Raw genomic sequence first — 20,731 nt, forward strand, 5'->3', positions numbered from 1 at the left:
ACGAAGAATGCTAGGACGCGAAGAATAACTGGTGCCTCACGAATGACCCGGCGACACTGGATTTCCAGCGTCGCCGGGTCATTCGCGTATCGCCGGGTCATTCGCATATCGCAGGGCCTTTTTGCGCGTCGCACGAGCTCAGACGCGCGGCTCCGCGACTACCTCGTCAGGATTCTTGTCCACCCGCCAGCCACGCCATACCGGGTGCCGGAGCTTTCCGCTCCCGGTCCATTCGCCGAAGCTCACCTCGCCCACGAGCCCGGGGGTGACCCAGTTTGCATCGGCCGCATCAGCATCGGGGACGTCGTCGAACGGAGAGGTTTTTCGCGCGAGGCCGTCCATCTTCTGACGCAGCTCCTTGAGCTCGCGGGTACTGAAACCGCTGCCCACACGCCCCACATAGCGGAGCTTCCCGCCGTCAGGGATGCCGAGAAGCAGTGATCCCACAGTGCTCTGGCGCTCGCCCTTGCCTGGCCGCCAGGCGCCCACCACAACCTCCTGGGTCCGCTCGAATTTGAGTTTGATCCAGAGCCGGGTCCGCTGCCCGCTGACGTATCGGCTGTCCGTGCGCTTGGCCATCACACCTTCCAAGCCCAGCTCCTGCGCGCTTTCGAGAATATGCTCCAGCGGGTCATGCAGCACAGGGGAGAGCTGCAGCGGGCAACCCGAGGGGCTGTGGAAGGCCTCCAGCCGCTCTCGACGCTCGTCCAGAGGGAGCCGGCGGAGGTCGTCGCCGCCGTCGGACAGCAGGTCAAAAAGCATCAGCCGGACGGGGATGGACGCGCGGACCTTGGCGACGTCGGCGGCCTTGCTCAGATTCATGCGTCCCTGAAGCAGCCCGAAATCGGGCCGCCCGGATGGCCCGACGGCAACTATCTCGCCGTCGGCGGTGAAGCTCTGTTCGGGCCAGCACGCACGGTCCGTGAGCTCGGGGTACGTCGCGGACATGTCATTGCCGTTGCGGCTGACCAGCCGGACCTTCTGTTCGTCGGCCACGATCAGTGCGCGGATGCCGTCCCATTTGAGCTCGTACTGCCAATCGCTTCCGTGGAGGTCCGCCGTTGTGCCCGCGGTGGCAAGCATGGGTGAGAAGTCCTGCGCAGGGATCCCGCCGGGGGAAGCCGAGGCGGCCGAAGGGTGAGTGCGGGAGCGCGCAGCCGCCCCGCTGTCCATCAGATGGATGAGCCATTGCGCCTGCCCGTCTTCTCCCTGGCTCCCGCTGCTTCCGTGCCCTGTGTGGATCAATGCGAATTTCCGGGTGCCCGCCAGCCCGCCACCCTCCATGCCCGTGAGCGTGACGATGACTTCCCGGCCGTTGATCCACTTGTGGCATTCGTACGCGCCCCGGTCCCAGATCTTCACGGTTCCTGCACCGTATTGCCCCTTGGGGATGGTGCCTTCGAAGCTGCCGTAGTCCAGGGGGTGGTCCTCCGTCTGGACCGCCAGATGGTTGGTGGCCCCGGACACCGGGACACCCTTGGGCAGCGCCCAGGAGACCAGCACTCCGCCGTGTTCCAAGCGGAAATCGTAGTGCAGCCTGCTGGCGTGGTGCTCCTGGATCACAAACGTTTCCGGGCCGCCGGTGATTGAGCCTGCAGAAATTCCGCCCGGGAACGGCTCCGGCGTCCCCTCCTGGTCCCGCTTGGAACGGTACCGCTCCAGGCGCACCTCGCCCCCGCCGTCGTCGGGCAGTTCCTGTAGATGGCGGCCGGCCGCCGAAACGGCCGCAAACGGATCCTTGCCATCCTTGACCCGGCGCATCACCGCCTTGTAGTCCAGTTGCTTCAACGTGGGTGAGGCAAGCTCCCGCCAGGTCCTTGGAGCAGCAACCGTGGGGAGTAGCCGTCCCCGGAGCGAATACGGCACGATGGTGGTCTTCGCGCTGTTGTTCTGGCTCCAGTCCACCAGCACCTTGCCCGTGCGCAGTGACTTTTTCATGTCGCTGACAGCGAGATCAGGGTGGTCTGTTTCCAGGGCGCGGGCCAGTTCGTGGGCGAACGCGGAGATCTGGTCCGACGTCTGTGTGCCGTCCAGCCCGGCGTAGAGGTGGATGCCTTTGCTGCCGCTGGTGACCGGAACGGGGTCCAGCCCCACATCCTGCAGGATGGCACGCGCCAGCTTGGCCACCTCGACGCATTCCGCCAGACCAGCGAAGTCGCCGGGGTCCAGGTCCAGCACCATCCTGTCCGGAGGCAGCGCGTTGCCGTGGGAGTCCACCCGCCATTGGGGGACGTGGATCTCCAGTGCCGCGATCTGGGCGAGCCACGTCAAGGTGGCGGGATCGTTGACCAGGGGGTAGAAATTCGTATGTTCCTTGTGCTGGATTGCTGCGCGGGCGACCCATCCTGGCGTGGACTCATCCAGGTTCTTCTGGAAGAACATCTGCCCGGGCTCCTCCGCGGTCCCGACGCCGTGGACCCAGCGTTTCCGCGTGGCCGGGCGGTTGGCGGCGGCAGGGATCAGCACAGCGGCCACCGCGGCGTAGTACTCAAGGACTTCGGCCTTGGTGGTGCCCGTCTCCGGGTAGATCACCTTGTCCAGATTCGTCAGCGTCAGCTCGCGCCCGCCCACCCGGACCCGTTCTTTAGCGGCCATGGGTCTTCACCTCCGGGCAAGTCTGCTGTTCACTTGACTCATGAGAGCCATCTGGAAAGGCGCCATCGCGTTTGGCCTGGTCAATGTTCCGGTCAAGGTTTACAGCGCCACGGAGGACCATGACATCGGCCTGCATCAGGTCCACAACGCCGACGGCGGCAGGATCCGCTACCAGCGCCGCTGTGAGGTCTGCAGCAAGATCATTGACTATTCCGATATTGACAAGGCCTTTGAGGATGATGGCCGCACCGTGGTTCTCACCAAGGAGGAGCTCAAATCCATTCCGGCGGAAAACAGCCATGAGATCGAAGTAGTGCAGTTTGTGCCGTCCGAACAGCTCGATCCGATCATGTTCGAGAAGAGCTACTATCTGGAGCCGGACTCGAAATCGCCCAAGGCCTACGTCTTGCTGCGCCGGGCGCTGGAGGATACTGACCGGGTGGCGATAGTGCAGTTTGCGCTGCGCGACAAAACCCGGTTGGGGGCTCTCCGGATACGCGATGAGGTGCTGATGCTGCAGTCCCTGCTGTGGGTGGATGAGGTGCGGGAGGCCAGTTTTCCCGCCCTGGAAACGTCCATCCGGATCTCGGCGCAGGAACGCGATATGTCCGCCGCCCTGGTGGAATCCATGGCTGCCGACTTCGAGCCTGAGCAGTTCAATGACGACTACCAGGTCCAGCTCCGCCAGCTTATTGACGCCAAGCTTGAGAAAGGCGACTCCCTGGACACGGAGGAGACATTCGGGGCTGCGGCAGGGGAGTCCGGCAACGGCGAGGTGATTGACCTGATGGAGGCACTCAAGCGGAGCCTGGACCGGAAACGCGGGGCAGCCGGTTCCTCCGGGGCGGGCGGTGCTGCCAAAACTCCGGCGAGTGGCTCCGCGGCAAAGGCTCCCGCGAAGACCGCCGCGCGGAAACCGGCCGCTGCCGGGAAATCTGCCGGGAAATCCGCTGCGAAACCGGCGGCCCAGGAGCAGGCAAAGAGGGCGCGGAAAGGCGCCTGACGTACCGCCCGAATCTGCCGCGCATCGCCCCATGATGGCGCTCAGGAGTTTCTGAGTGCGGCGATGAGTTCGCTTTTCTTCTTGCCCGAGTAGCCTCTAAAGCCGAGTTCCTGCTTGGACGCGCCATCCTGCCGCAGTTCCTCGTGGAGCTCAGGATCTTTCAGGCTGGGGTTCTTTTTGCCAGGCATGTCATCCTCCTTGATCTGGAGGGGAGGCCCTCCGGATCGGTTTCCAACTGCGGGTTCCCGTGGCGCGGCGCCACGTTCCAACGCTAATTGGGGGTATCGCCAAACACAAGGAAGCTACTAAGTTTGCTGATGGATCCGACATGAAAGGGGAAGGCAATGACCGGGACGTATGTTGCGACGTCGACAATCACCATCAATGCGCCGGCACAGCGCGTATGGTCTGTCATCACTGACAGGGAGGCAATCAAGGAGTTCATGTTCGGCACGGAGGTGGTGACCGATTGGCAAGTCGGCAGCCCGATCGTCTGGCGCGGTGTCTGGGAAGGCAAGGAATATGAGGACAAAGGCCTGATCCTTGAGTTCGAACCCGGGCGGCGGCTGGTGAACACTCACTTCAGTCCGCTGAGCGGTCAGGAGGATTTGCCCGAGAATTACCACACGCTCACGTGGACTCTGGAGGGGGAGGGCGACACCACACAACTGACGCTATCGCAGGACAATAACGCGAGCGTTGAGGAGGCCGAGCACTCGAAGGGCATGTGGGACAGCCTCGTAGGGGGCGTGAAGGCGATCGCCGAGAGGGACTAGACTGCTTAGTCCGAACCAGGTTCTGATGAACGTGGTGTTCTGCTGGGGGCGCTCGGAGCACGCCGCCGGACGATTGTTACTGTGAACTAGTGCTTTCCATTGACCTTCGCTGGGCAACCCAGCTCACAGCCACTGACCACGCGGACATGGCGGCACTTTTCGACAGCGAGTATGCCCGGGACTGGGGGCCGTGGAATCCGAAACACGGGTATGGATATGCCAACGGCGAGTTGCACGCCATGGCGCGCAACAACGGGAAGCTGCTTGGATATGCGACGACAGCCAGACGTTTCATCGGCGTCGGCGGGCGGGAAGTGGTCATCGCAGGCACCGGCGGGGTGATTACCCGGGCGGAGTCTCGTGGAATCGGCATCGGGCGCCAGGTCCTTTCGGCCCTCCAGGAGGCGAGCCATGGCCTCGCCCCCGCTGACTTCGGTTTGCTCGGCTGCCGCGAAGATGTTGTGCCTTTCTATCGGTCTTGCGGCTTCTTCCGCGTCGATTCGCTCATTCGCGATATCTGTCCCCACGACGCGATGACAGTCGTCGGAAGCCACGGACCAACAATGATCTGCGCTGGCACCAGGCCCGTAGAAGCGTGGCCTGAAGGCGACATCGATCTACGCGGACTCCCCTGGTGAGCGGCCGGTCCCTCTCATGACTGAGTGCGTCACTTTTCTCAGATATCAGGCGACGCGGCCCAACAGCCGGGGCCTGTATGTGGGGATCTTCGGCCTTGCCAACGGGCTCGCCCGCAACGGCAATCTGAGCCCCGAAGACCATGCATGGTGGCGCAACGCCAATTCCTGGTACGACCGCGCATACCCTGATCCACATGCCGTCGATCCGACTGTGTATGACCGCGCCAGCCACCCGGAGGCCCAGGCTTGGTTCAAGTCGTCAGCCGCCCATCTGCTGGAGCGCGTTCCCGGGTACCTCGAGCTATTGGACAGGCACAACGTCGGGTGGGAAGAACTGCGGTCAGCGATGCCCGGAAAAATTCTCGACGAAGATGACGTCCAGATTGTGGTCAATCCATTCCGCGTCACGGCCTGATCAGGCGCGGCCAGATCGTCACGCCGTGATTCAGGTACCGGTGATGTCATTCCAGCCGGAGTCCGTGGCTACCCCAGCAGCCGCGAATCAGCCCTCCCCGAAGGAGCCGTCCACCTCGGCGTAGAAAAAGCCGCGGCCGGCCGCCCGGCGCGTGAAACCCGGTTGATCGGGTTTGCTGTTGCGCAGGCGGCCGGCCACGTAGGGCTATCCGGAACTATTCGGCGTCGTGATCGGTCTCGAGGATCTGGACCAGACGGTCCAGGGCGGCGTCGGCGTCGTCGCTTTCGGAACGAAGCACCACAACATCGCCGTGCGCTGCGCCCAGGCTCATGAGGGACAGGATGCTGGCGGCGTCCATGGCCTCATCAGCCGGTTCGCCCTGACGGGCGATGGTGATGTCCAGGTCAAACTCGCCGGCGGCTTCGGCGAAGATGGCCGCCGGGCGGGCATGCAGGCCTACACGGCTGGCGACGGTGGCGGTACGTTCGGTCATTTGTGCTCCTTGAATTGCTGTTGGGTGAAACGCGGTGAAACGACGGGCCGGATCAGACCGAGACTGGAACCCGTTCCACCGTATCAACGGAGGTGCGGACTGCCCAGCGCTTGAGCGCCAGGACGGAAAGGGCGGTCACGACGGTCCCGACGATGATCGCAACGACGAACATCAGGAAGTTGTCGATGGCGAAGAAGACGAAGATTCCGCCGTGCGGTGCCTTCGAGCCGACGCCCGCTGCCATGGAGATAGCTCCGGTGATGGCGCCGCCGAGCATGCTGGCGGGGATGACGCGGAGCGGGTCGGCGGCAGCGAACGGGATGGCGCCTTCGGAGATGAACGAGGCACCCAGCAGCCAGGCGGCCTTGCCGTTTTCGCGCTCGGCCAGGCTGAAGCGCTGCTTGTCCAGCACGGTGGCCAGGGCCATGGCCAGCGGCGGCACCATGCCCGAGGCCATCACTGCTGCCATGATCTGCCAGGGTGCCTGGTTGGTGATGGTTGCGGCGCCCAGTCCGGCGACGGCGAAGGAGTAGGCCACCTTGTTGACCGGGCCGCCGAGGTCGAAGCACATCATGAGGCCCAGGATGATGCCCAGGGCGATGGCGCTGGCACCCGTGAGGCCGGACAGCCAGGCGTTGAGCCCTGCGGTGATCGCCGCGATCGGGCCGCCCAGGATCAGGAACATCAGCCCCGAAGCGACGACGGATGCAATGAGCGGAATGATGACCACGGGCATCAGGCCGCGCAGCCAGCGGGGGACGTTGATTTTGCCGATCGAATGCGCAACATAGCCGGCGAGCAAGCCGCCGACGATGCCGCCAAGGAAGCCTGCACCCATGAACCCGGAAACGGCACCGGCAACGAAGCCTGGAGCGATGCCTGGTCGGTCAGCAATGGCGTAGGCGATGTAGCCGGCCAGGGCTGGCACAAGGAAGCCGAGGGACAGGGCGCCGATCTTGAACAGGACGGCTCCGAGGTAGGCTCCGAGCGGGCCCCACGCGTTGTCGGGGAATTCAGTCGGCAGGTTGAAGAGACTGTTTTGCACGATGATCGTGTCCGCGAACTTGGTGATCAGGTAGCCGCCCATCAGGAAGCCAAGGGCGATCAGCAGGCCGCCGCCGGCCACGAACGGAATCATGTAGCTGACGCCCGTGAGGAGGGCTTTCTTCAGCTTCTGGCCGATGTGCTCGCCCTTTTCCATGGCTTCAGTCTCAGCCTGCTCCTCGGCGCCGAAGTGCGGCACACGGCGGGCATTCGGGTTGTCGGCCGCGGCGAGTGCTTCCTGGACCATCTTGTCCGGTTCGTCAATGCCCCGCTTGACCGGGGCATTGATGACCGGTTTGCCCGCGAAGCGCTCCTTGCCGCGTACGTCCACGTCCACCGCGAAGATCACTGCGTCGGCGGCTGCGATCACGGCGGGATCCAGTGGCTTCGCGCCGGAGGAACCCTGGGTCTCCACCTGGAGGTCGACACCCACTTCCCTGGCCGCGGCAACGAGGGAATCCGCCGCCATGTAGGTGTGGGCGATGCCTGTGGGGCATGCCGTGACGGCCACCAGGCGCTTGGGGCGGCCAGCCGAGGAACCGGCTGAGCCCGCTGCCGGCGCAAGCGCCACGGCGGGAGCGTCTGCCGCGGCGTGGGCGGCTGGCTTGTCAGCCAATGCCCCGTCAACCAGCTCAACTATTTCTTCCTGTGAGGAAGCCGCCCGCAGCGCTGCGGTGAAGTCCTTTTTGATCAGGGAACGGGCCAGCTTGGACAGGAGTTTGAGGTGCTCCTGGTCCGCGCCATCCGGGGCAGCGATGAAGAAGATCAGGTCGGCAGGGCCGTCCTTGGCGCCGAAGTCCACGGGTGCCGAAAGCCGGGCCATGGCCAGCGTGGGCACCGTTACGGCTGCGGAGCGGCAGTGCGGAATGGCGATGCCGCCGGGCACGCCGGTTGCCGTTTTCTGCTCGCGGGCAAAGGCATCTGCGAAGAGGCCCTCGGCCTCGGTGGCACGTCCGGTGGCAGCAACTTTGCTGGCCAGGTGCCGGATCACGTCCTCGGGCGTGGTGCCGAGATTCTGGTCGAGCTCGACCAGTTCGGTGGTGATGAGCTGAGTCACTGTCAATCCTTCGGAAGGGCCGTGATGGTTACGGCGTCGGGGGTGGTTTGGTGGACTGCCGGGACAGTGGAGCCCGGCAGGGAGGCGGCCGCGGCACCGTGTGCCACCGCCTGACGCAGGCAATCAGCAGGGGCCGCACCCCTGCTGGCAGCGAGCAGGTAGCCGGCCAGCGAGGAATCGCCGGCGCCGACAGTGCTCACCGCGGTGACCGGCGGATGCGTGGCCAGCCACGCGCCGTCGGCCGTTACAAGAACAGCTCCCTTGGAACCGAGAGTTGCCAGTACAGCACCCACACCGGAACGTACGACGGCGACGGCAGCTGCCGCGGCAGCCGCCGGATCCGCTTCAAGTTCCTCGGCCGTGTACGCCGCGACGAAGCCGGCTGCGGCGGCCAGTTCAGCCAATTCCTCGGCGTTGGGTTTGAGTAGATCCGGTGTGCCTGATGCGTCGCCGGAAATGGCGGCGGCGAGAGGTGCGCCGGAGGAATCGACCGCGATGCGGGGGCAATCGCCGCCGTCGTTGATGGTGCGGAGCCGCCGGGTGACGGTGGCATAGAAATCGGCGGGAACTCCTGGTGGGAGCGAGCCGGCCAGGACGACCCAGCTGGCGCCGCGGGAGCGCTCCAGCAGCAGCCCGATCAGGGCTTCCTGCTGCTGGGCGTTCAGCTTCGGTCCGGGCTCGTTGATCTTGGTGGTCACGCCGCCGGGCTCCGTGAGCGCCACGTTGGTGCGCAGCGGCTCGCCGATGGCAAGGGCAGCGAACGGCACACCGCCGTCGCGCAGTCCTGCCAGCACCGGATCGCTGTCAGCACCCGGCAGCACGGCAACGGTTTCCAGACCGGACGCCGCAAGTGCGCGCGAAACGTTGACGCCCTTGCCCCCGGACTCCTGCCGGACGGAAATGGCGCGCTGCACTTCGCCGCGTTGCAGCGGCCCGGGCAGCGCCACCGTGCGGTCCAGGCTCGGGTTGGCGGTGAGGGTGACGATCATGCGATCACCACGTCAACACCGGCGTCTGCAAGAGCAGCGGCAAGTTCCGGGCTGGGATCTCGGTCTGTAATCACGGTGTCCAGATCTTTCAGGGAGGCGAACTGGACCAGCGCTTCAGCGTCCAGCTTGGAGGAATCGGCCAGGACCACAATGCGGCGGGCGGACTGGACGAAGGCTGCTTTGACGGCGGCCTCCTCAGGATCGGGAGTGCTCAGGCCGAAGACGGCGTGAATCCCGTTGGCGCCGATGAACGCGATGTCCGGGCGCATCTTCTGCGCTGCCTCCACAGTGCCCTGGCCCACGGCTGCCTGGGTGATTCCGCGGACCCGGCCGCCCAGGATCTGCAGCGCAATGCCCGGTGTGCTGGAGAGCTTGGCTGCGATGGGGACAGAGTGCGTGATGACCACGAGCTCCGAGCCTTGTTCAGGCGGTGCTGCTTCGCCAGATGTCCGGCGGGCGAGGAGTTCCGCCAGGGCCTCGGTGGTGGACCCGGCGTCCAGGAGGATGCTGCCGGCGGAAGCCTGGGGGATGAGGGTGAGGGCTGCCTGGGCGATCCGCAGTTTCTGGTCCGGACGCTGGACGGTGCGCTCGTGGATGCTCTCCTCGGTGGTGCTGAAGCGGTCCGCGGCAACTGCGCCGCCGTGGACGCGGCGCACGATGGTGCTCGATTCCAGCGCAGCCAGGTCCCTGCGCACGGTCTCGGTGGTGATGCTGAAACGGTCGGCAAGATCGGTGACGCTGACGCGGCCGTTGCCGGCCACAAGCTCGGCAATCCGTTGCTGGCGCTCTTCGGCGAACACGTACCCTCCGTTGCGTAAAGTCCTGAATCCGTCAGTGACTGGCATCACATGATCTGGAATTACTTGACTTTATCTGTGTTCGTGTTGGTTTGTCAACGAAAAACAACAGAAACACAGAATGGCAGTTTGCCGGCAGTTGAAGGGTTTGGCGGAAATGCGTGCCTTATGGCCCGCGTTGGAGCCGGGGAGCCCGGAAAATCAAGGCCACGGCCCGTTGAGCTGGCCATAAGTGACGCACGACCGCCGCGATGCAGGCGGGTGCGGCGGAATGGGAGAGCCGGGCCCGGCCATGATGGTCGGACCCGGCCGGCCGGGTGGTGCGCGTGGAGCTCGGTGTTACAGGCCGCCGTCACGGCTCTCATTGCGCGTGATGGACTCGCCCGTGTTGGGGTCCACTACCGAGCGGGTTTCACTGACCCGGCGGCTGCGACCGGGTGAAGCCAGGATCAGGGACGCAATCAGGCCGATCACGCCTACCGCCATAAGAATGTAGCCGATCAGGGGCTGGTCGACATTGGGGACAAGGCCGGGCGTGATGGCCCAGGCCAGGATGGCGCCGATGGCGATGAGGAAAATGGAGGAACCGATTCTCATGACTTGCTCCTTGTTCTTCGCTGCCGCGACTGCCGCGACGGGCCCGACTGCCGCGATTTGCTAAGCATGCTGTCAAGCGTCACGCTACATCCCCACAACGCCGGATTCAATCATTTGAACGGTGCGCATCGCTGTTCGGGCCAGTGGAAGGGAGCTAGGTGCCCCGCAGCGGAGCCGTGGCAAACTCACGCATGCCTTCGTCGAAGCCGACGGCCGGAACCCACCCGAGTTCGTCTTTGATCCGTTGTGAGGAAGCCGTGATATGCCGGACGTCGCCAAGCCTGTATTCTCCGGTAGTCACGGGAGACGGACCGTTGCTGAAACGGCTCAGGGCTGCCGCGACGTCGCCGACGGTCCTCACCTCATCAGCGCCGACGTTGTAGGCCCGGAAGTCCGCTGTGTTTACAGGCACGGTTGCCGAGGCCCGGTGAAGGGACTCGGCGGCCATGATGTTGGCTGCCGCGACGTCCCGCACGTGGACGAAGCTGCGCCGCTGCGCACCGTCTTCGAACACGCGCGGAGCCTCGCCCCGGGCCAAGGCGGAGCGGAACAGCGAGGCGACCCCGGCATAGGGCGTGTCTTTCGGCATCCGGGGCCCATACACGTTGTGGTACCGCAGGGCGATCGCCGTTCCGCCGCCCGTGCGGGCCCAGGCCGCGGCGAGATGTTCCTGGCTGAGCTTGGACGCGGCATAGACATTCCGGGGATCCAGCCTGGCGTCCTCGGTGACCAGGGCCGGGGAGAGGACGGCACCGGTCCAGGGGTCCCGCGGATCGTAGATACCGGCGCGCAGGTCCGCCTCCGTCCGCGGACCGGGCCGGACCAGCGCCCCGGTCCCTGGATCGGTGTAGGCGCCTTCGCCGTAAACCACCATGGACGAGGCCAGAACCAGCCGCACGATTCCCTGCTGTTCCATCGCCGCCAGCAGCACCGCCGTCGCGTAGTCATTGTTGCGGATGTAGTCCGGGGCATCCGCGAAGCTGACACCCAGGCCCACCTTGGCGCTCTGGTGGCACACGGTATCGATGCCATCAAGTGCGCGGCGGACCGTGTCCGGGTCCGCCACGTCGCCGGTGACGAGTTCAACGCGGTGGTCCAGTAACGGCGGGCCGGTATGGATGCCAGGGTCCAGTGAGTCCAGCACACGCACCTGCCAGCCTTCGGCCAGCGCAGCATCAACAACGTGTGAGCCGATGAAACCTGCTCCGCCGGTCACCAACAGCCTCATCGGGCGTCCACAGAGGCCGGATCCACGGAGACATGGGAGACCGGCAGCGACATGATCCTGTCCACAGCAGTCCGGTCCAGCAGGCACGGCGGGACGTAGTCATCGCCGATGGCCGCCACGGTGCCTGACAGGACGGCCAGAATGTTCCCCTGGGCGGCTTTGAGCCGCTCAAAAACGGCACCGGCGGTGACGGGCGCCGATCCGTCGTGGCCGGTGTCGGAATCAGTGATGTAGGCCAGGTTGGCAAAACCCATATTCAGTTCCGCGGCCAGTACCGGCTCGGGGTACTGGGTCATGCTGATGATGTCCGCACCGCCGGCCACGTACCAGGCCGATTCGGCTTTCGTTGAAAAGCGCGGGCCGTTGATGACCACCACCGTCCCGGACGGTGCGTAGCTGAGGCCTTGGGCCGCCAGCGACGCGGACAGCCGGGTGCGGAGCTCCGGGCAGAACGGCTCGGAAGCCGGCAAATGTTGGACGCCTGCCGGCTCGGCACCTTCGAAGAGTGCACCGTCAAAAAACGTGTCACCGCGGCCCCAGGTGCGGTCAATCAGTTGGTCCGTGACCACAAAGGTGTCCGGTCCGTAGCCGGCCCGCAGGCCGCCCACGGCCGATGATGAGATGACTGCCTCCACGCCCAGGCTCTTGAGCGCCCACAGATTGGCCCGGTAGTTGATCTTTTGCGGGGGGAGTGAATGCCCCGCACCGTGCCTCGGCAGGAACGCCACGGCACGGCCGGCAACCTCGGCCAGAGTGATAGGGCCCGACGGCGGCCCGTATGGAGTATCGACAGTCACCGTTGACTGCACGACGGCGCCCGGCAGACGGTACGTTCCGGAACCTCCGATGATGCCGATGCGGGCAGGATTGCCAAGGTTCACTGATGATTCCAATCTGTAGTTATGGAGCCCGGCACAAACCGGGCGCGGTACCGCAACCAGGCGGCGACGGCCACGGCCAGCGCTGCGGCGAGCAGCACCGACTTGTTGATCATGTCCTTGTCCGGAATGCCGGAAGGAACCATGTAGATGACATCCAGCGCCAGGATCACGGTGATGTACTCCCACCGGCGGCTCAGGACGATGAAAGGCAGGAGCATCAGTGCGTACCAGGGGTAATTGGGGCTGACGATCAGCAGTGTCAGGCCAATCATGAGGGTCTGCCGCTCCCAGATATTTCCGGCGTTTGTGGTGCGGAGGGCAACCAGGGCAACCACAGCCAGGGCCGCGGCGCTGAGTAGAAGGGGCCACGGGCCGGCGGAAACAATCTGGGCCAGGCCGAACCTGATGCCGCCGGACTGGCTGTAGCCCTCCTCCTTGAGATACCCGGGCAGGAAGCCCAGGACGCCCGCTCCGGCGGCCAGCAGATAGGGCACATAGAGGGCGCCGAACGTGGCGAGTGCCGCGATGGTAAAATGGGCCGGCCGCTTGAACAGCAGGGCAGGGGCAGCGATCACGGGAATGAGTTTGGTGGCCACCGCGGCGCCGAAGGCAACCCCGGATCGCAGCGGCTTGCCGGAGGCCAGCAGCATTCCTGCCGCGACTATGAGGGCACCGCCAAGCACATCAACGTGGGCGTTGTTCACCGCTTCCAGCTGCACCAACGGGCTCCAGGCCCACACTGCCGCAAGGTGGACCGGCATCCCGGTACGCGCCAGCACCCGCATGAGCATCAGCGTGGCGGCCGCACTGATCAGTAGACCGCCCAGCTGGAACGGGAGATAGCCCAGGGTATCCGGTACGGCTAAACGGACCGCGAAGAAATAGATCTCGGCGGCAGGAGGGTAGATGGTGGGCACCTGCGGCCGGTTGATGGCCGTGCACAGGGGATCGCCGGACGGGAATCCGGAGGCAGCCACGGATTCGGTTCCGAACAGGTCATCCGGACAGAGAGTTTTCCCGTCCGGTCCGGACGTTCCCGGCGCAAACAGCCAGGCAGGCCGGTGATCAGCAAGGGTTTCATCAACAGGAACGAAGGAATAAGGCGAGATCCCGGCCTTCTGGACGATCCCGTCCCAGGCATAGCGGGCGGAGTCGTTGCTGGTCCGGGGTGGAGCACTCATTGCGGCCACCCCCAGCAGCACCGTTCCCGCAATGATCACGGCACCGATCCGGCGCCGTGGCACGTGCCTCAGGATGCGGACGGCAGCGATGAGAAGCAGCCAGGACACGCAGGATCCCAGGACAGGCGCTGGATCATACGGGTTGCCGGGCAGCACCATCCACCAGAGCAGAACGGCACCCACCGCAATCAGCCCGGTCAGCAGAAGGTAGGGCGTGAAACGGCTGCCCGCCCCTGGTACTGGTTCTGCCGATGTCGGATCCACTCCTTGATCCTGCCCTATGCCGCCCGCGTGTGCCGAGCCACCCGCACAGGCTTCCGCATTTCGTAAGGTTTCAGGCCCCCGGCGGGGACGCAATGGTGGTGTCATCGAACTATGGAAAAGCTCACCGAGGCGTTGGCCGCGAAATTTGCCTCGCCCACTCGCAGCACGCGCCTGACCGTTGTCCTGGGGCGTTGGCTGGGGGTGAGCTATACCGTCTGTTTCCTTACCGGGATCTTCAGCCACGGGCTCCAAAACCCGCCGGACTGGATGTTTTTCATGACGCGGCCGGTGTGGATCTATCAGTTCACCCAGGGGCTGCACGTCACAGCGGGCATAGCCTCCATCCCGCTGCTGTTGGCGAAGCTGTGGTCCGTATACCCGGAGCTGCTCAAGTGGCCTCCCGCGAAGTCCGTGGTCCACGGTCTCGAGCGGGGATCGATTGCGCTCTTTATTGCCTCCTCGCTGATAGAACTGACCACCGGCCTGATCAACACCTACAAGTGGTACCCATGGCCGTTCCCGTTCCGCGAGACCCACTATTGGCTGGCCTGGGTCATCTGGGGCTCGTTGCTGCTGCATATCGCCATTAAGCTGCCGGCCATTATGGCCAATTGGCGCGGACGTTCCGTCCGTGCACTGGAAAAAGACGCGGACGACGCCGCCGCCCCGGCTTCCGAAATTGGTGACAGTGCCGCGATTGGTGACAGTGCCGCGATCGGCCCCGCGCCTGGGCGCTGGTCCCGGCGCGCGTTCCTCGCCGGGGTAGGAATCACCACCGGGGCTCTGGTGCTCACCACAGCCGGCCAGTCATTTTCCTGGCTCAACCCGCTGAACCTCTTCGCCCCTAGGAAGATGGGGACCGGACCGCAGTCCGTTCCGGTCAACCGGACTGCGGCGGAGGCGAAAGTGGCAGGGCTGGCGCAATCAGCTGACTGGAAGCTGGCGGTCAGCTACCGCGACGTGAGCCGCGGCTTCAGTCTGGCGGAGCTTCGGGCCCTCCCGCAGCACAGCCATGAGCTACCCATTGCCTGCGTGGAAGGCTGGAGCCAGACGGCGCAGTGGCGGGGAGTGCAGATGCGGGAGCTGATTGCCGCCGTCGGCGCTCCGCCGGAGTCTCAAGTGCGGGTGACCAGTCTTGAACCGGAAGGCGCCTACAGGATCATGAACATGCCCGCGGCACACGTGCAGGACGAACAAACCCTGGTGGCGCTGGAACTTAATGGCGAAGTCCTGGACATTGACCATGGTTACCCGGCCCGCGTCATCGCCCCGGGGCGCCCCGGTGTGCTTCAAACCAAATGGCTGCAGACCGTGGAGGCACTGTGAAAGCACCGAAAGCCCCAAATACACCGAAAGCACCGAAAACCCCGAAAGCGCTCAAATGGAGCAGGATTTCGCTCGGCCTGGCCGGCGCCGGGATAGCCGTGTACGGCCTCCTGGGCCTGCCCACCCAGCTGGGTATCCCGCAGCTGGTAGGGCTGGTGACGTGGATGGCCGTGGCTGTCCTGCTGCACGACGGCGTGATTGTTCCGCTCTCCACACTGGCCGGTGCCGGACTGACACGGCTGAGCTTCGGTCTGCGCCCTGCGTCCGCGGCGGTACTGAGGGGCGCCCTGATGACAGGTGCCGTGACAACCCTGGTGGTGGGCGTTGTGATCAAGGCACAGTCCGTGGCCAGGAACACCAGCGTCCTCGAATCCGACTATGCCGCGAACCTCGCCTGGTTCTGGGCGGTTCTGGCCGTGGCCGCGGGCACGGCCATTTATACGGTGGAGCGGGCGGGTAAGGGTACTGACTCCGGTAGCCAGCCTGACGGAACAGTCCGGGCTCAGAGGCCACCGGGAAACTCGAAAGCCGTCGGCAGCGGATCAGGCGCAGCGCCGTAAGCCAGCACCACCTCGTCGTGGGCCTTCAGCACGACGTCCTTGATGCTGCCGGCCTGCTTCGTTCCGTTCACCGCCACCACCCAGCCGTCCACACCGGAATGCGCGGTTCCAGCAGACTTGTCAGTCCCGTCCAGGACGCCCCATTGAGTGAGGAGCTGGCCCAGCGTATAGGTGTCGCCAACCACGGGAGCTTCGATGTGGATGCTGCCGGACTGGTCGTGCGTGTGCAGTGCGGAGATACCGTTGGGCTTTCCTGTGGCGCCGAAGGAGAAGCCGATGTCGGCGGGGACGGCGATGGCGCTGCCGTCCACGAAAACGTCCAGATGGGCATGGAAGTGTTCCGCGGCGCCCTCGGCGGTCAGCACGGCGAGGCCAGCCGCGGCGATCCGCTCAGCGCTGGACTGGCGTTTCAGTTCCCAGCCGCTAGTGGCAGGCGCGGCCGGCGAGGAGCCCGTTGCGGCCGCGGATGCGCTCGTGGCGGAGGCCGCTGAGGCATCCGGTTTGGCCGGGGCGCATGCCGACGTGGCCAGGACGACGCCGGCCAGCGAAAAGGCGAGGGGAAGGAGTTTCTTTGACAATGGGGTTCTTCTTTCGATCGGGAGTGCCGACATGACTGGAGCCGCAGGCGCCGTCAGCTGATTCTTGAAATGCACGGGGTCAAGCGGCAGAAGACACGGCCCTGAGTCCTTTGCGTTGATGCTACCGTCCAACCGGTGCTCTGTGCTCGGGCCTCCAGCGCGGACTTCCCGGCTCTCGCCCAGAAGAACGGTTCGCTCAGGTTGCCGTCCCCATCCTCAAGGACCGCGCGGAAGGAGGCATCGACGTCGTCGTCCGCTTCCACCTCAACCAACAGCGTTCCGGAAGGGGCAATAAGTTGCCGGCACCGGCGCAGGAGCCTGCTGATGTTTCCGCCGATCCCGATGTTGCCGTCCAGAAGGAGCACGGACTGCCAGTGCCCGGACTGCGGAACTTCCGAGAACACCGACTGCTCAAGCGCCCGGACGCCGCGGTTGCGGGCACACCGGACAGCCTGCGCGCTTGGATCGATTCCAAGCGCTGCAACGCCCAGCGACTGGGCTGCGGACAACATCCGGCCGGGGCCGCAGCCGACGTCGAGCACGGGCCCGTCGAGGCTCTGCAGGAGGAGGCGCTCCAGCATGCTTGCCTCAGCGCACCAACCCAGCACATCAAACTCAACTGTTCCAGGGCTGCTGCCCCCGCTGGTGTCCGTGCCCATGCCAGCGCTGTGGCGTCGCAGCGTCAAGGTACCTCCGCCGCGTCGCAGGGCGCGTGCGTAGGGCTCGTGGTGGCCTTGTCCAAATGATGCTTCGGTGACTGTTGACGTCATGGCCGGGCCCCGGCAACCAGGTGTTCGCCGGCGGCAGCCACAGCCTCAGCTACAGCCTGAGCGAAAGGCGTGCCTGGGAGTTCGGCAGCGATCTCCACGGCGTCGCCAAAATAGTCCATGTCCCGGAGCGGAGTCAGCAGCCCAATAGACAGGCCGGCCGCGGAAAGCCGGGCGAGCTGTGCGGCTCCGGTGGCGCCAGTGGACATCGGCACACCCCTGATCAGGGCCCCATCGGGCCGGCGCAAGGCAACTGCCCAGAAACCGCCGTCAGCGGCCGGTCCCAGCCAGGCATCGTGAAGGGGAGTTGCCGAGGACCAGTCCTTGAATAGGGGGGCGGCATGCTCGACTGAAAACTGGGGCGTGTCCATTCCAACGATCAGCAGGGGACCGGCCACGGAATCGCAGATGGCAGCCAGCCGTTCATCCAGGGAGCCGCCGGCCTGAGCTACAAGCGTGAACCCTTCTGCATCCACGCTTCGCGGTGTCCCTGCGATGACCAGCAGGCGTTCCTGTACCGGCAATAACCGCACCGTGTCCAGTGTTCGCGCCAGGCTCAGCTGTGCAATGGCGGCGGCCTCCGGCTGCGTCAGCGGCGGCGTGAGCCGGGTCTTCACGCGCCCCGGCAGGCACTCCTTGGCGATAACCGCAACAGTCAGATCCATGGTGATGTTCATAGCTGTTCTTCGCTGCCGCGGGCTTCAGCTGCCGTCAGCGTTGCCGGTCCGGCAAGCAGCGCAGCTGAAGGCACCACAGCTGCCGCTGCCTTCAGCTGCGCTGACATATCGTGCACCGCTGTGACCGTGCCATGGAGCGTCCCGGTCACCTTGGATTTACCCGTGCGAGGAGCGTACACCACCGGAAACTCAACGATCTTCCATCCGCGAAGGCTCGCCTTGAGAAACATCTCCAGCGGATAGCCGCTCCGGCGGTCTTCGAGCCCCAGTGACAGCAACCCGGTTCGCCGGGCGGCCCTCATGGGTCCAAGGTCGGTGACGGACTCGCCGGTCAGCCGGCGCAGCCGCCAGGCCAGGACAACGTTGGCAACCCGGGCGTGAAAAGGCCACGAACCGCGCTGCGGCTGGCGGCTGCCCAGGACAAGATCGGCCGCGCCCGTCATCACGGCCTCCAGCAGGTCTGGCAGCTGGGCCGGGTCCAGGGAGCCGTCGCAATCGCAGAAAGCCACAAAGTCGGCCGTCGCAGCAAGCAGCCCGGCGTGGGCCGCAGCGCCGAAGCCCCGCTGGTCCTCCCTGACCACCATGGCGCCAAGCTCCGCTGCGAGTTCAGCTGATCCATCGGTGGAGCCGTTGTCCACCACTATGGCCCGGTATCCCTCGGGCATCCGCGAAAGAACCCAAGGCAGGGCACCGAACTCATTCAGGCACGGCAAAACAACATCAACACAGGGTCCGCGCGTATGGTTCATCCCTCTACGCTATGGTTTCCGGCAAAAAACTTCGCCCGGAATTTCTTACGGTATCGGGACACGTGGCAGCCGGGACCTTGGACCTAAGAGGTTCGTGCGGCTCAGTGGAAGCCTGAACCGGCGGGTCGAGCTCCCCAACCGTAAAAGAAATGCGGCGCCAGCATGGTGATCCGTCCACGAAGGCCGAAAATCGCGCCGGCCGATCAGCAATGTTCACCTGACGCCACCCGTGCGGGTGGCGTCAGGTGGCGCTCAGCGTGTCAGCCGGCGGTGCCACCACTTTGCTTAATCGAGCCATTGACGCCGGCTGGGAAGAAGCCGCCGGATTTGACTGATTCCGGGGTCAGATAGGCGATGTTCAGTACTTGCGCGGGTGTGCGGCTGAACGCGAGGCCATTGGCATCGGTGGGCACGAGGTTGGCAACCTGGGCGGTCCCGATGCCCTGATCAAGATCCGTTGTACCGTCCAGGCTGTCGCGGGCGTCCGAGATGGCCTGCGCCGGTGCCTGCAGATCCAGGGCGTACATCGTGGTTCTGATAATGCCGGCGTGGTAAGCCTCCACGGCGAGAATGCCAGCGGCGGCCTCCAGATATGTTTTGTTGTCAATGAACGGGGCAGCGCCCTTATAGGCGGTGACGCCGACGTCTTCAAAGATAAAGGCCCCGAGCAGGAAACTCGTCTCGTCCGCGAAAGGGCTGAAGGTCTGGCCTGCGGTGATGAGTCCCGCAGCCATGGCGGCAGCGGTGAAGCTTGCATCCAGGTCGATCTGCGGGCGGGCCACTGCGGCTTGGCCGAGCGCGCTGCGCAGGAAGGCAACGTGCGCCTTTTCGTCGGCTGCGATCTCCAGAGCGTACTTTTGGATCAGGCTTCCGGCGGTGAAGGGGACCTGGCTGCCGCCGGTTACTCCGCCGCGCCGCCCTTTGCCATCCGTGAGGTTATCGGCCAGGCCATAGCCCGTCACTGCGCGCAAATAGAATTCGGCTTCAAGGTATTCCAGGTTCAGGGCAAAGTTCAGGATTGCCGAATCGCTGGGGCCGGCCTGATCGGCTCGGGCGGATGCCGCGGTAGCGGACAGCAACGCCACCGCGCCGCCTATCCCGGCTGCACCCGCTGCCCTGAACAGGCGACGCCGGTCCAGGTTGTTTTCCGCGCTGCGGTTCATTGCATTGGTGATGAATTTCTGGTCGAACATTTCAGTTCTCCTGCCATAGGTTGCAACTGTGAGACCAATGACAAGGGAAGGGTACCGCGATCGTCATCCCTGAAGGAAGAGCTCGACGGGACGTACCTGGCTCGGAAGCCGGTTCGGCCACGAGCTTGGCCCCTTCCGGGGACAATAGCGAAACCGTTGCCACCCCCGGACTCGTTAGGCTGTCCTGATGGAGACAGTTGTATGGTCGAGGCCGGAAAACGAGCGGGCCGGCACGCCGCTGCTGGTGATGATGCACGGCTACGGGACCGATGAATCCCGGATGGTGAAGCTGTTCGAGCATCTGCCCGCCGAATTCACGTGCGCGGCTCTCCGTGCTCCCATGGTGATCGGCGACGACTTTGGCTGGTTCCTGCTGGATTATTTCCTGACTAATGACTTCGCGGACGTCATTAGCGCCGCCAACAAAGTCTCTTCTTGGATCAATTCAGTCAAGGGCCAGCACAGCAGCGTCAGCCTGCTGGGCTACTCGCAGGGGATGGCCATGGCCAGCACACTGCTGCGGCTGCACCCGCACGACTTCCGCGCCGTCGTCGGGCTTTCCGGCTTTGTCCTGGACAACGATCTGCTGGCCCTGAGCGAGTCCCTTGACACACGGCCGCCGTTTTTCTGGGGCCGGGACAAAGCGGATCTGGTGATCAACGGGGACGCCACGGCGCACACAGAGGATTGGCTCCATGCCCATACCCAGCTGACGGCCCGCACGTATCCGGGAATGGGCCACGCGATGTCCAAGACGGAAATGGTGGATGTCAGCGCGTTCCTGCGCCACTACGTGCTGCGCTCGTAGTTCCACATTCGTTTTGCTTGAACGGACCCCTTGCGCGGCAAAAGTGTAAGCGCTTACACTTTTCTTCGGCTCGCAAATCGGCCCGGATATCTGCCGGGGACTTGGCTGAGGGCGA

Annotated in this window: 22 protein-coding genes; 7 read left to right on the forward strand and 15 right to left on the reverse strand. The window is 64.8% G+C overall.

What is annotated here, in order from left to right; translation table 11 throughout:
- Positions 1–138: 138 nt before the first annotated feature.
- Positions 139–2,595: an ATP-dependent DNA ligase gene (locus tag ACQCST_RS02880; RefSeq protein WP_426997849.1), complete on the reverse strand. Its 2,457-nt coding sequence runs from the start codon at positions 2,593–2,595 to the stop codon at positions 139–141.
- A 40-nt stretch (positions 2,596–2,635) separates the two neighbouring features.
- On the opposite strand from ACQCST_RS02880, the gene ACQCST_RS02885 reads away from it, so the two are divergent.
- On the forward strand, positions 2,636–3,598 hold the full coding sequence (locus tag ACQCST_RS02885) for a Ku protein (protein WP_426997850.1): 963 nt from the start codon (positions 2,636–2,638) through the stop codon (positions 3,596–3,598).
- A 41-nt stretch (positions 3,599–3,639) separates the two neighbouring features.
- Here ACQCST_RS02885 and ACQCST_RS02890 read toward each other — a convergent pair whose 3' ends face one another.
- The gene (locus tag ACQCST_RS02890; RefSeq protein ID WP_426997851.1) at positions 3,640–3,786 is read right to left on the reverse strand and encodes a DUF7218 family protein; all 147 of its coding nucleotides are present in this window, start codon (positions 3,784–3,786) and stop codon (positions 3,640–3,642) included.
- A gap of 156 nt (positions 3,787–3,942) precedes the next feature.
- Between ACQCST_RS02890 and ACQCST_RS02895 the strand changes: the two genes are divergently transcribed.
- The 3 genes from ACQCST_RS02895 to ACQCST_RS02905 all read left to right on the forward strand — a co-directional run bounded on the left by ACQCST_RS02895 (position 3,943) and on the right by ACQCST_RS02905 (position 5,427).
- On the forward strand, positions 3,943–4,374 hold the full coding sequence (locus ACQCST_RS02895; protein WP_426997852.1) for an SRPBCC domain-containing protein: 432 nt from the start codon (positions 3,943–3,945) through the stop codon (positions 4,372–4,374).
- Between the two features lie 89 nt (positions 4,375–4,463).
- Entirely contained in the window at positions 4,464–5,012 is a 549-nt protein-coding gene (locus ACQCST_RS02900) for a GNAT family N-acetyltransferase (protein WP_426997853.1), read from the forward strand.
- 16 nt (positions 5,013–5,028) lie between these two features.
- Entirely contained in the window at positions 5,029–5,427 is a 399-nt protein-coding gene (locus ACQCST_RS02905; protein WP_426997854.1) for a hypothetical protein, read from the forward strand.
- Positions 5,428–5,641: 214 nt separating this feature from the next.
- Here ACQCST_RS02905 and ACQCST_RS02910 read toward each other — a convergent pair whose 3' ends face one another.
- The 8 genes from ACQCST_RS02910 to ACQCST_RS02945 all read right to left on the reverse strand — a co-directional run bounded on the left by ACQCST_RS02910 (position 5,642) and on the right by ACQCST_RS02945 (position 13,958).
- Positions 5,642–5,920, reverse strand: a complete 279-nt coding sequence (locus ACQCST_RS02910) for an HPr family phosphocarrier protein (RefSeq protein ID WP_426997855.1) — start codon at positions 5,918–5,920, stop codon at positions 5,642–5,644.
- A gap of 52 nt (positions 5,921–5,972) precedes the next feature.
- Positions 5,973–8,021: a PTS fructose transporter subunit IIABC gene (locus ACQCST_RS02915; protein WP_426997856.1), complete on the reverse strand. Its 2,049-nt coding sequence runs from the start codon at positions 8,019–8,021 to the stop codon at positions 5,973–5,975.
- A 2-nt stretch (positions 8,022–8,023) separates the two neighbouring features.
- Positions 8,024–9,010, reverse strand: a complete 987-nt coding sequence (locus ACQCST_RS02920) for a 1-phosphofructokinase family hexose kinase (protein ID WP_426997857.1) — start codon at positions 9,008–9,010, stop codon at positions 8,024–8,026.
- Positions 9,007–9,810 (reverse strand): DeoR/GlpR family DNA-binding transcription regulator, encoded by an 804-nt coding sequence (locus tag ACQCST_RS02925; protein ID WP_426997858.1) that lies wholly within the window; start codon positions 9,808–9,810, stop codon positions 9,007–9,009. The genes ACQCST_RS02920 and ACQCST_RS02925 overlap by 4 nt, the downstream gene beginning before the upstream one ends.
- 336 nt (positions 9,811–10,146) lie before the next feature.
- Positions 10,147–10,404 carry a DUF6458 family protein gene (locus tag ACQCST_RS02930; protein WP_426997859.1) on the reverse strand — a complete coding sequence of 86 codons (258 nt, stop codon included), beginning with the start codon at positions 10,402–10,404 and terminating at the stop codon, positions 10,147–10,149.
- A gap of 154 nt (positions 10,405–10,558) precedes the next feature.
- A complete protein-coding gene (locus ACQCST_RS02935) occupies positions 10,559–11,632 on the reverse strand; it encodes an NAD-dependent epimerase/dehydratase family protein (RefSeq protein ID WP_426997860.1) in 1,074 nt (357 codons plus the stop codon).
- A complete protein-coding gene (locus ACQCST_RS02940; protein ID WP_426997861.1) occupies positions 11,629–12,513 on the reverse strand; it encodes an MTAP family purine nucleoside phosphorylase in 885 nt (294 codons plus the stop codon). The genes ACQCST_RS02935 and ACQCST_RS02940 overlap by 4 nt, the downstream gene beginning before the upstream one ends.
- Positions 12,510–13,958 carry a glycosyltransferase family 87 protein gene (locus ACQCST_RS02945; RefSeq protein ID WP_426997862.1) on the reverse strand — a complete coding sequence of 483 codons (1,449 nt, stop codon included), beginning with the start codon at positions 13,956–13,958 and terminating at the stop codon, positions 12,510–12,512. The genes ACQCST_RS02940 and ACQCST_RS02945 overlap by 4 nt, the downstream gene beginning before the upstream one ends.
- 111 nt (positions 13,959–14,069) lie before the next feature.
- Here ACQCST_RS02945 and ACQCST_RS02950 point away from each other — a divergent pair, with 111 nt between their 5' ends.
- Entirely contained in the window at positions 14,070–15,284 is a 1,215-nt protein-coding gene (locus ACQCST_RS02950) for a molybdopterin-dependent oxidoreductase (protein WP_426997863.1), read from the forward strand.
- A complete protein-coding gene (locus ACQCST_RS02955) occupies positions 15,281–15,844 on the forward strand; it encodes a hypothetical protein (protein WP_426997864.1) in 564 nt (187 codons plus the stop codon). The genes ACQCST_RS02950 and ACQCST_RS02955 overlap by 4 nt, the downstream gene beginning before the upstream one ends.
- On the opposite strand, the gene ACQCST_RS02960 is transcribed toward ACQCST_RS02955, so the two are convergent.
- From ACQCST_RS02960 to ACQCST_RS02980, 5 genes are all read right to left on the reverse strand, one after another.
- Positions 15,787–16,422 (reverse strand): hypothetical protein, encoded by a 636-nt coding sequence (locus ACQCST_RS02960; protein ID WP_426997865.1) that lies wholly within the window; start codon positions 16,420–16,422, stop codon positions 15,787–15,789. The genes ACQCST_RS02955 and ACQCST_RS02960 overlap by 58 nt on opposite strands.
- A gap of 53 nt (positions 16,423–16,475) precedes the next feature.
- On the reverse strand, positions 16,476–17,192 hold the full coding sequence (locus ACQCST_RS02965) for a class I SAM-dependent methyltransferase (protein WP_426997866.1): 717 nt from the start codon (positions 17,190–17,192) through the stop codon (positions 16,476–16,478).
- Positions 17,189–17,866, reverse strand: coding sequence for a TIGR04282 family arsenosugar biosynthesis glycosyltransferase (locus ACQCST_RS02970; RefSeq protein WP_426997867.1), 678 nt, complete (start codon positions 17,864–17,866; stop codon positions 17,189–17,191). Before ACQCST_RS02970 ends, ACQCST_RS02965 begins: the two co-directional genes overlap by 4 nt.
- Positions 17,863–18,615 (reverse strand): glycosyltransferase family 2 protein, encoded by a 753-nt coding sequence (locus ACQCST_RS02975; protein WP_426997868.1) that lies wholly within the window; start codon positions 18,613–18,615, stop codon positions 17,863–17,865. Before ACQCST_RS02975 ends, ACQCST_RS02970 begins: the two co-directional genes overlap by 4 nt.
- 260 nt (positions 18,616–18,875) lie before the next feature.
- A complete protein-coding gene (locus tag ACQCST_RS02980; protein WP_426997869.1) occupies positions 18,876–19,808 on the reverse strand; it encodes a ferritin-like domain-containing protein in 933 nt (310 codons plus the stop codon).
- A 187-nt stretch (positions 19,809–19,995) separates the two neighbouring features.
- Here ACQCST_RS02980 and ACQCST_RS02985 point away from each other — a divergent pair, with 187 nt between their 5' ends.
- Positions 19,996–20,616: an alpha/beta hydrolase gene (locus ACQCST_RS02985; RefSeq protein WP_426997870.1), complete on the forward strand. Its 621-nt coding sequence runs from the start codon at positions 19,996–19,998 to the stop codon at positions 20,614–20,616.
- The last annotated feature ends 115 nt before the right edge of the window (positions 20,617–20,731 follow it).

This window comes from Pseudarthrobacter sp. N5, from assembly GCF_050157035.1.
Classification (GTDB): domain Bacteria; phylum Actinomycetota; class Actinomycetes; order Actinomycetales; family Micrococcaceae; genus Arthrobacter.

Bases quoted from the DNA above. Each gene is read 5' to 3' on its own strand.
- ACQCST_RS02880 (WP_426997849.1), bottom strand. From the start codon at position 2,595: ATGGCCGCTAAAGAACGGGTCCGGGTGGGCGGGCGCGAGCTGACGCTG.
- ACQCST_RS02885 (WP_426997850.1), top strand. From the start codon at position 2,636: ATGAGAGCCATCTGGAAAGGCGCCATCGCGTTTGGCCTGGTCAATGTT.
- ACQCST_RS02890 (WP_426997851.1), bottom strand. From the start codon at position 3,786: ATGCCTGGCAAAAAGAACCCCAGCCTGAAAGATCCTGAGCTCCACGAG.
- ACQCST_RS02895 (WP_426997852.1), top strand. From the start codon at position 3,943: ATGACCGGGACGTATGTTGCGACGTCGACAATCACCATCAATGCGCCG.
- ACQCST_RS02905 (WP_426997854.1), top strand. From the start codon at position 5,029: ATGACTGAGTGCGTCACTTTTCTCAGATATCAGGCGACGCGGCCCAAC.
- ACQCST_RS02910 (WP_426997855.1), bottom strand. From the start codon at position 5,920: ATGACCGAACGTACCGCCACCGTCGCCAGCCGTGTAGGCCTGCATGCC.
- ACQCST_RS02920 (WP_426997857.1), bottom strand. From the start codon at position 9,010: ATGATCGTCACCCTCACCGCCAACCCGAGCCTGGACCGCACGGTGGCG.
- ACQCST_RS02930 (WP_426997859.1), bottom strand. From the start codon at position 10,404: ATGAGAATCGGTTCCTCCATTTTCCTCATCGCCATCGGCGCCATCCTG.
- ACQCST_RS02935 (WP_426997860.1), bottom strand. From the start codon at position 11,632: ATGAGGCTGTTGGTGACCGGCGGAGCAGGTTTCATCGGCTCACACGTT.
- ACQCST_RS02950 (WP_426997863.1), top strand. From the start codon at position 14,070: ATGGAAAAGCTCACCGAGGCGTTGGCCGCGAAATTTGCCTCGCCCACT.
- ACQCST_RS02965 (WP_426997866.1), bottom strand. From the start codon at position 17,192: ATGACGTCAACAGTCACCGAAGCATCATTTGGACAAGGCCACCACGAG.
- ACQCST_RS02970 (WP_426997867.1), bottom strand. From the start codon at position 17,866: ATGAACATCACCATGGATCTGACTGTTGCGGTTATCGCCAAGGAGTGC.
- ACQCST_RS02975 (WP_426997868.1), bottom strand. From the start codon at position 18,615: ATGAACCATACGCGCGGACCCTGTGTTGATGTTGTTTTGCCGTGCCTG.
- ACQCST_RS02980 (WP_426997869.1), bottom strand. From the start codon at position 19,808: ATGTTCGACCAGAAATTCATCACCAATGCAATGAACCGCAGCGCGGAA.
- ACQCST_RS02985 (WP_426997870.1), top strand. From the start codon at position 19,996: ATGGAGACAGTTGTATGGTCGAGGCCGGAAAACGAGCGGGCCGGCACG.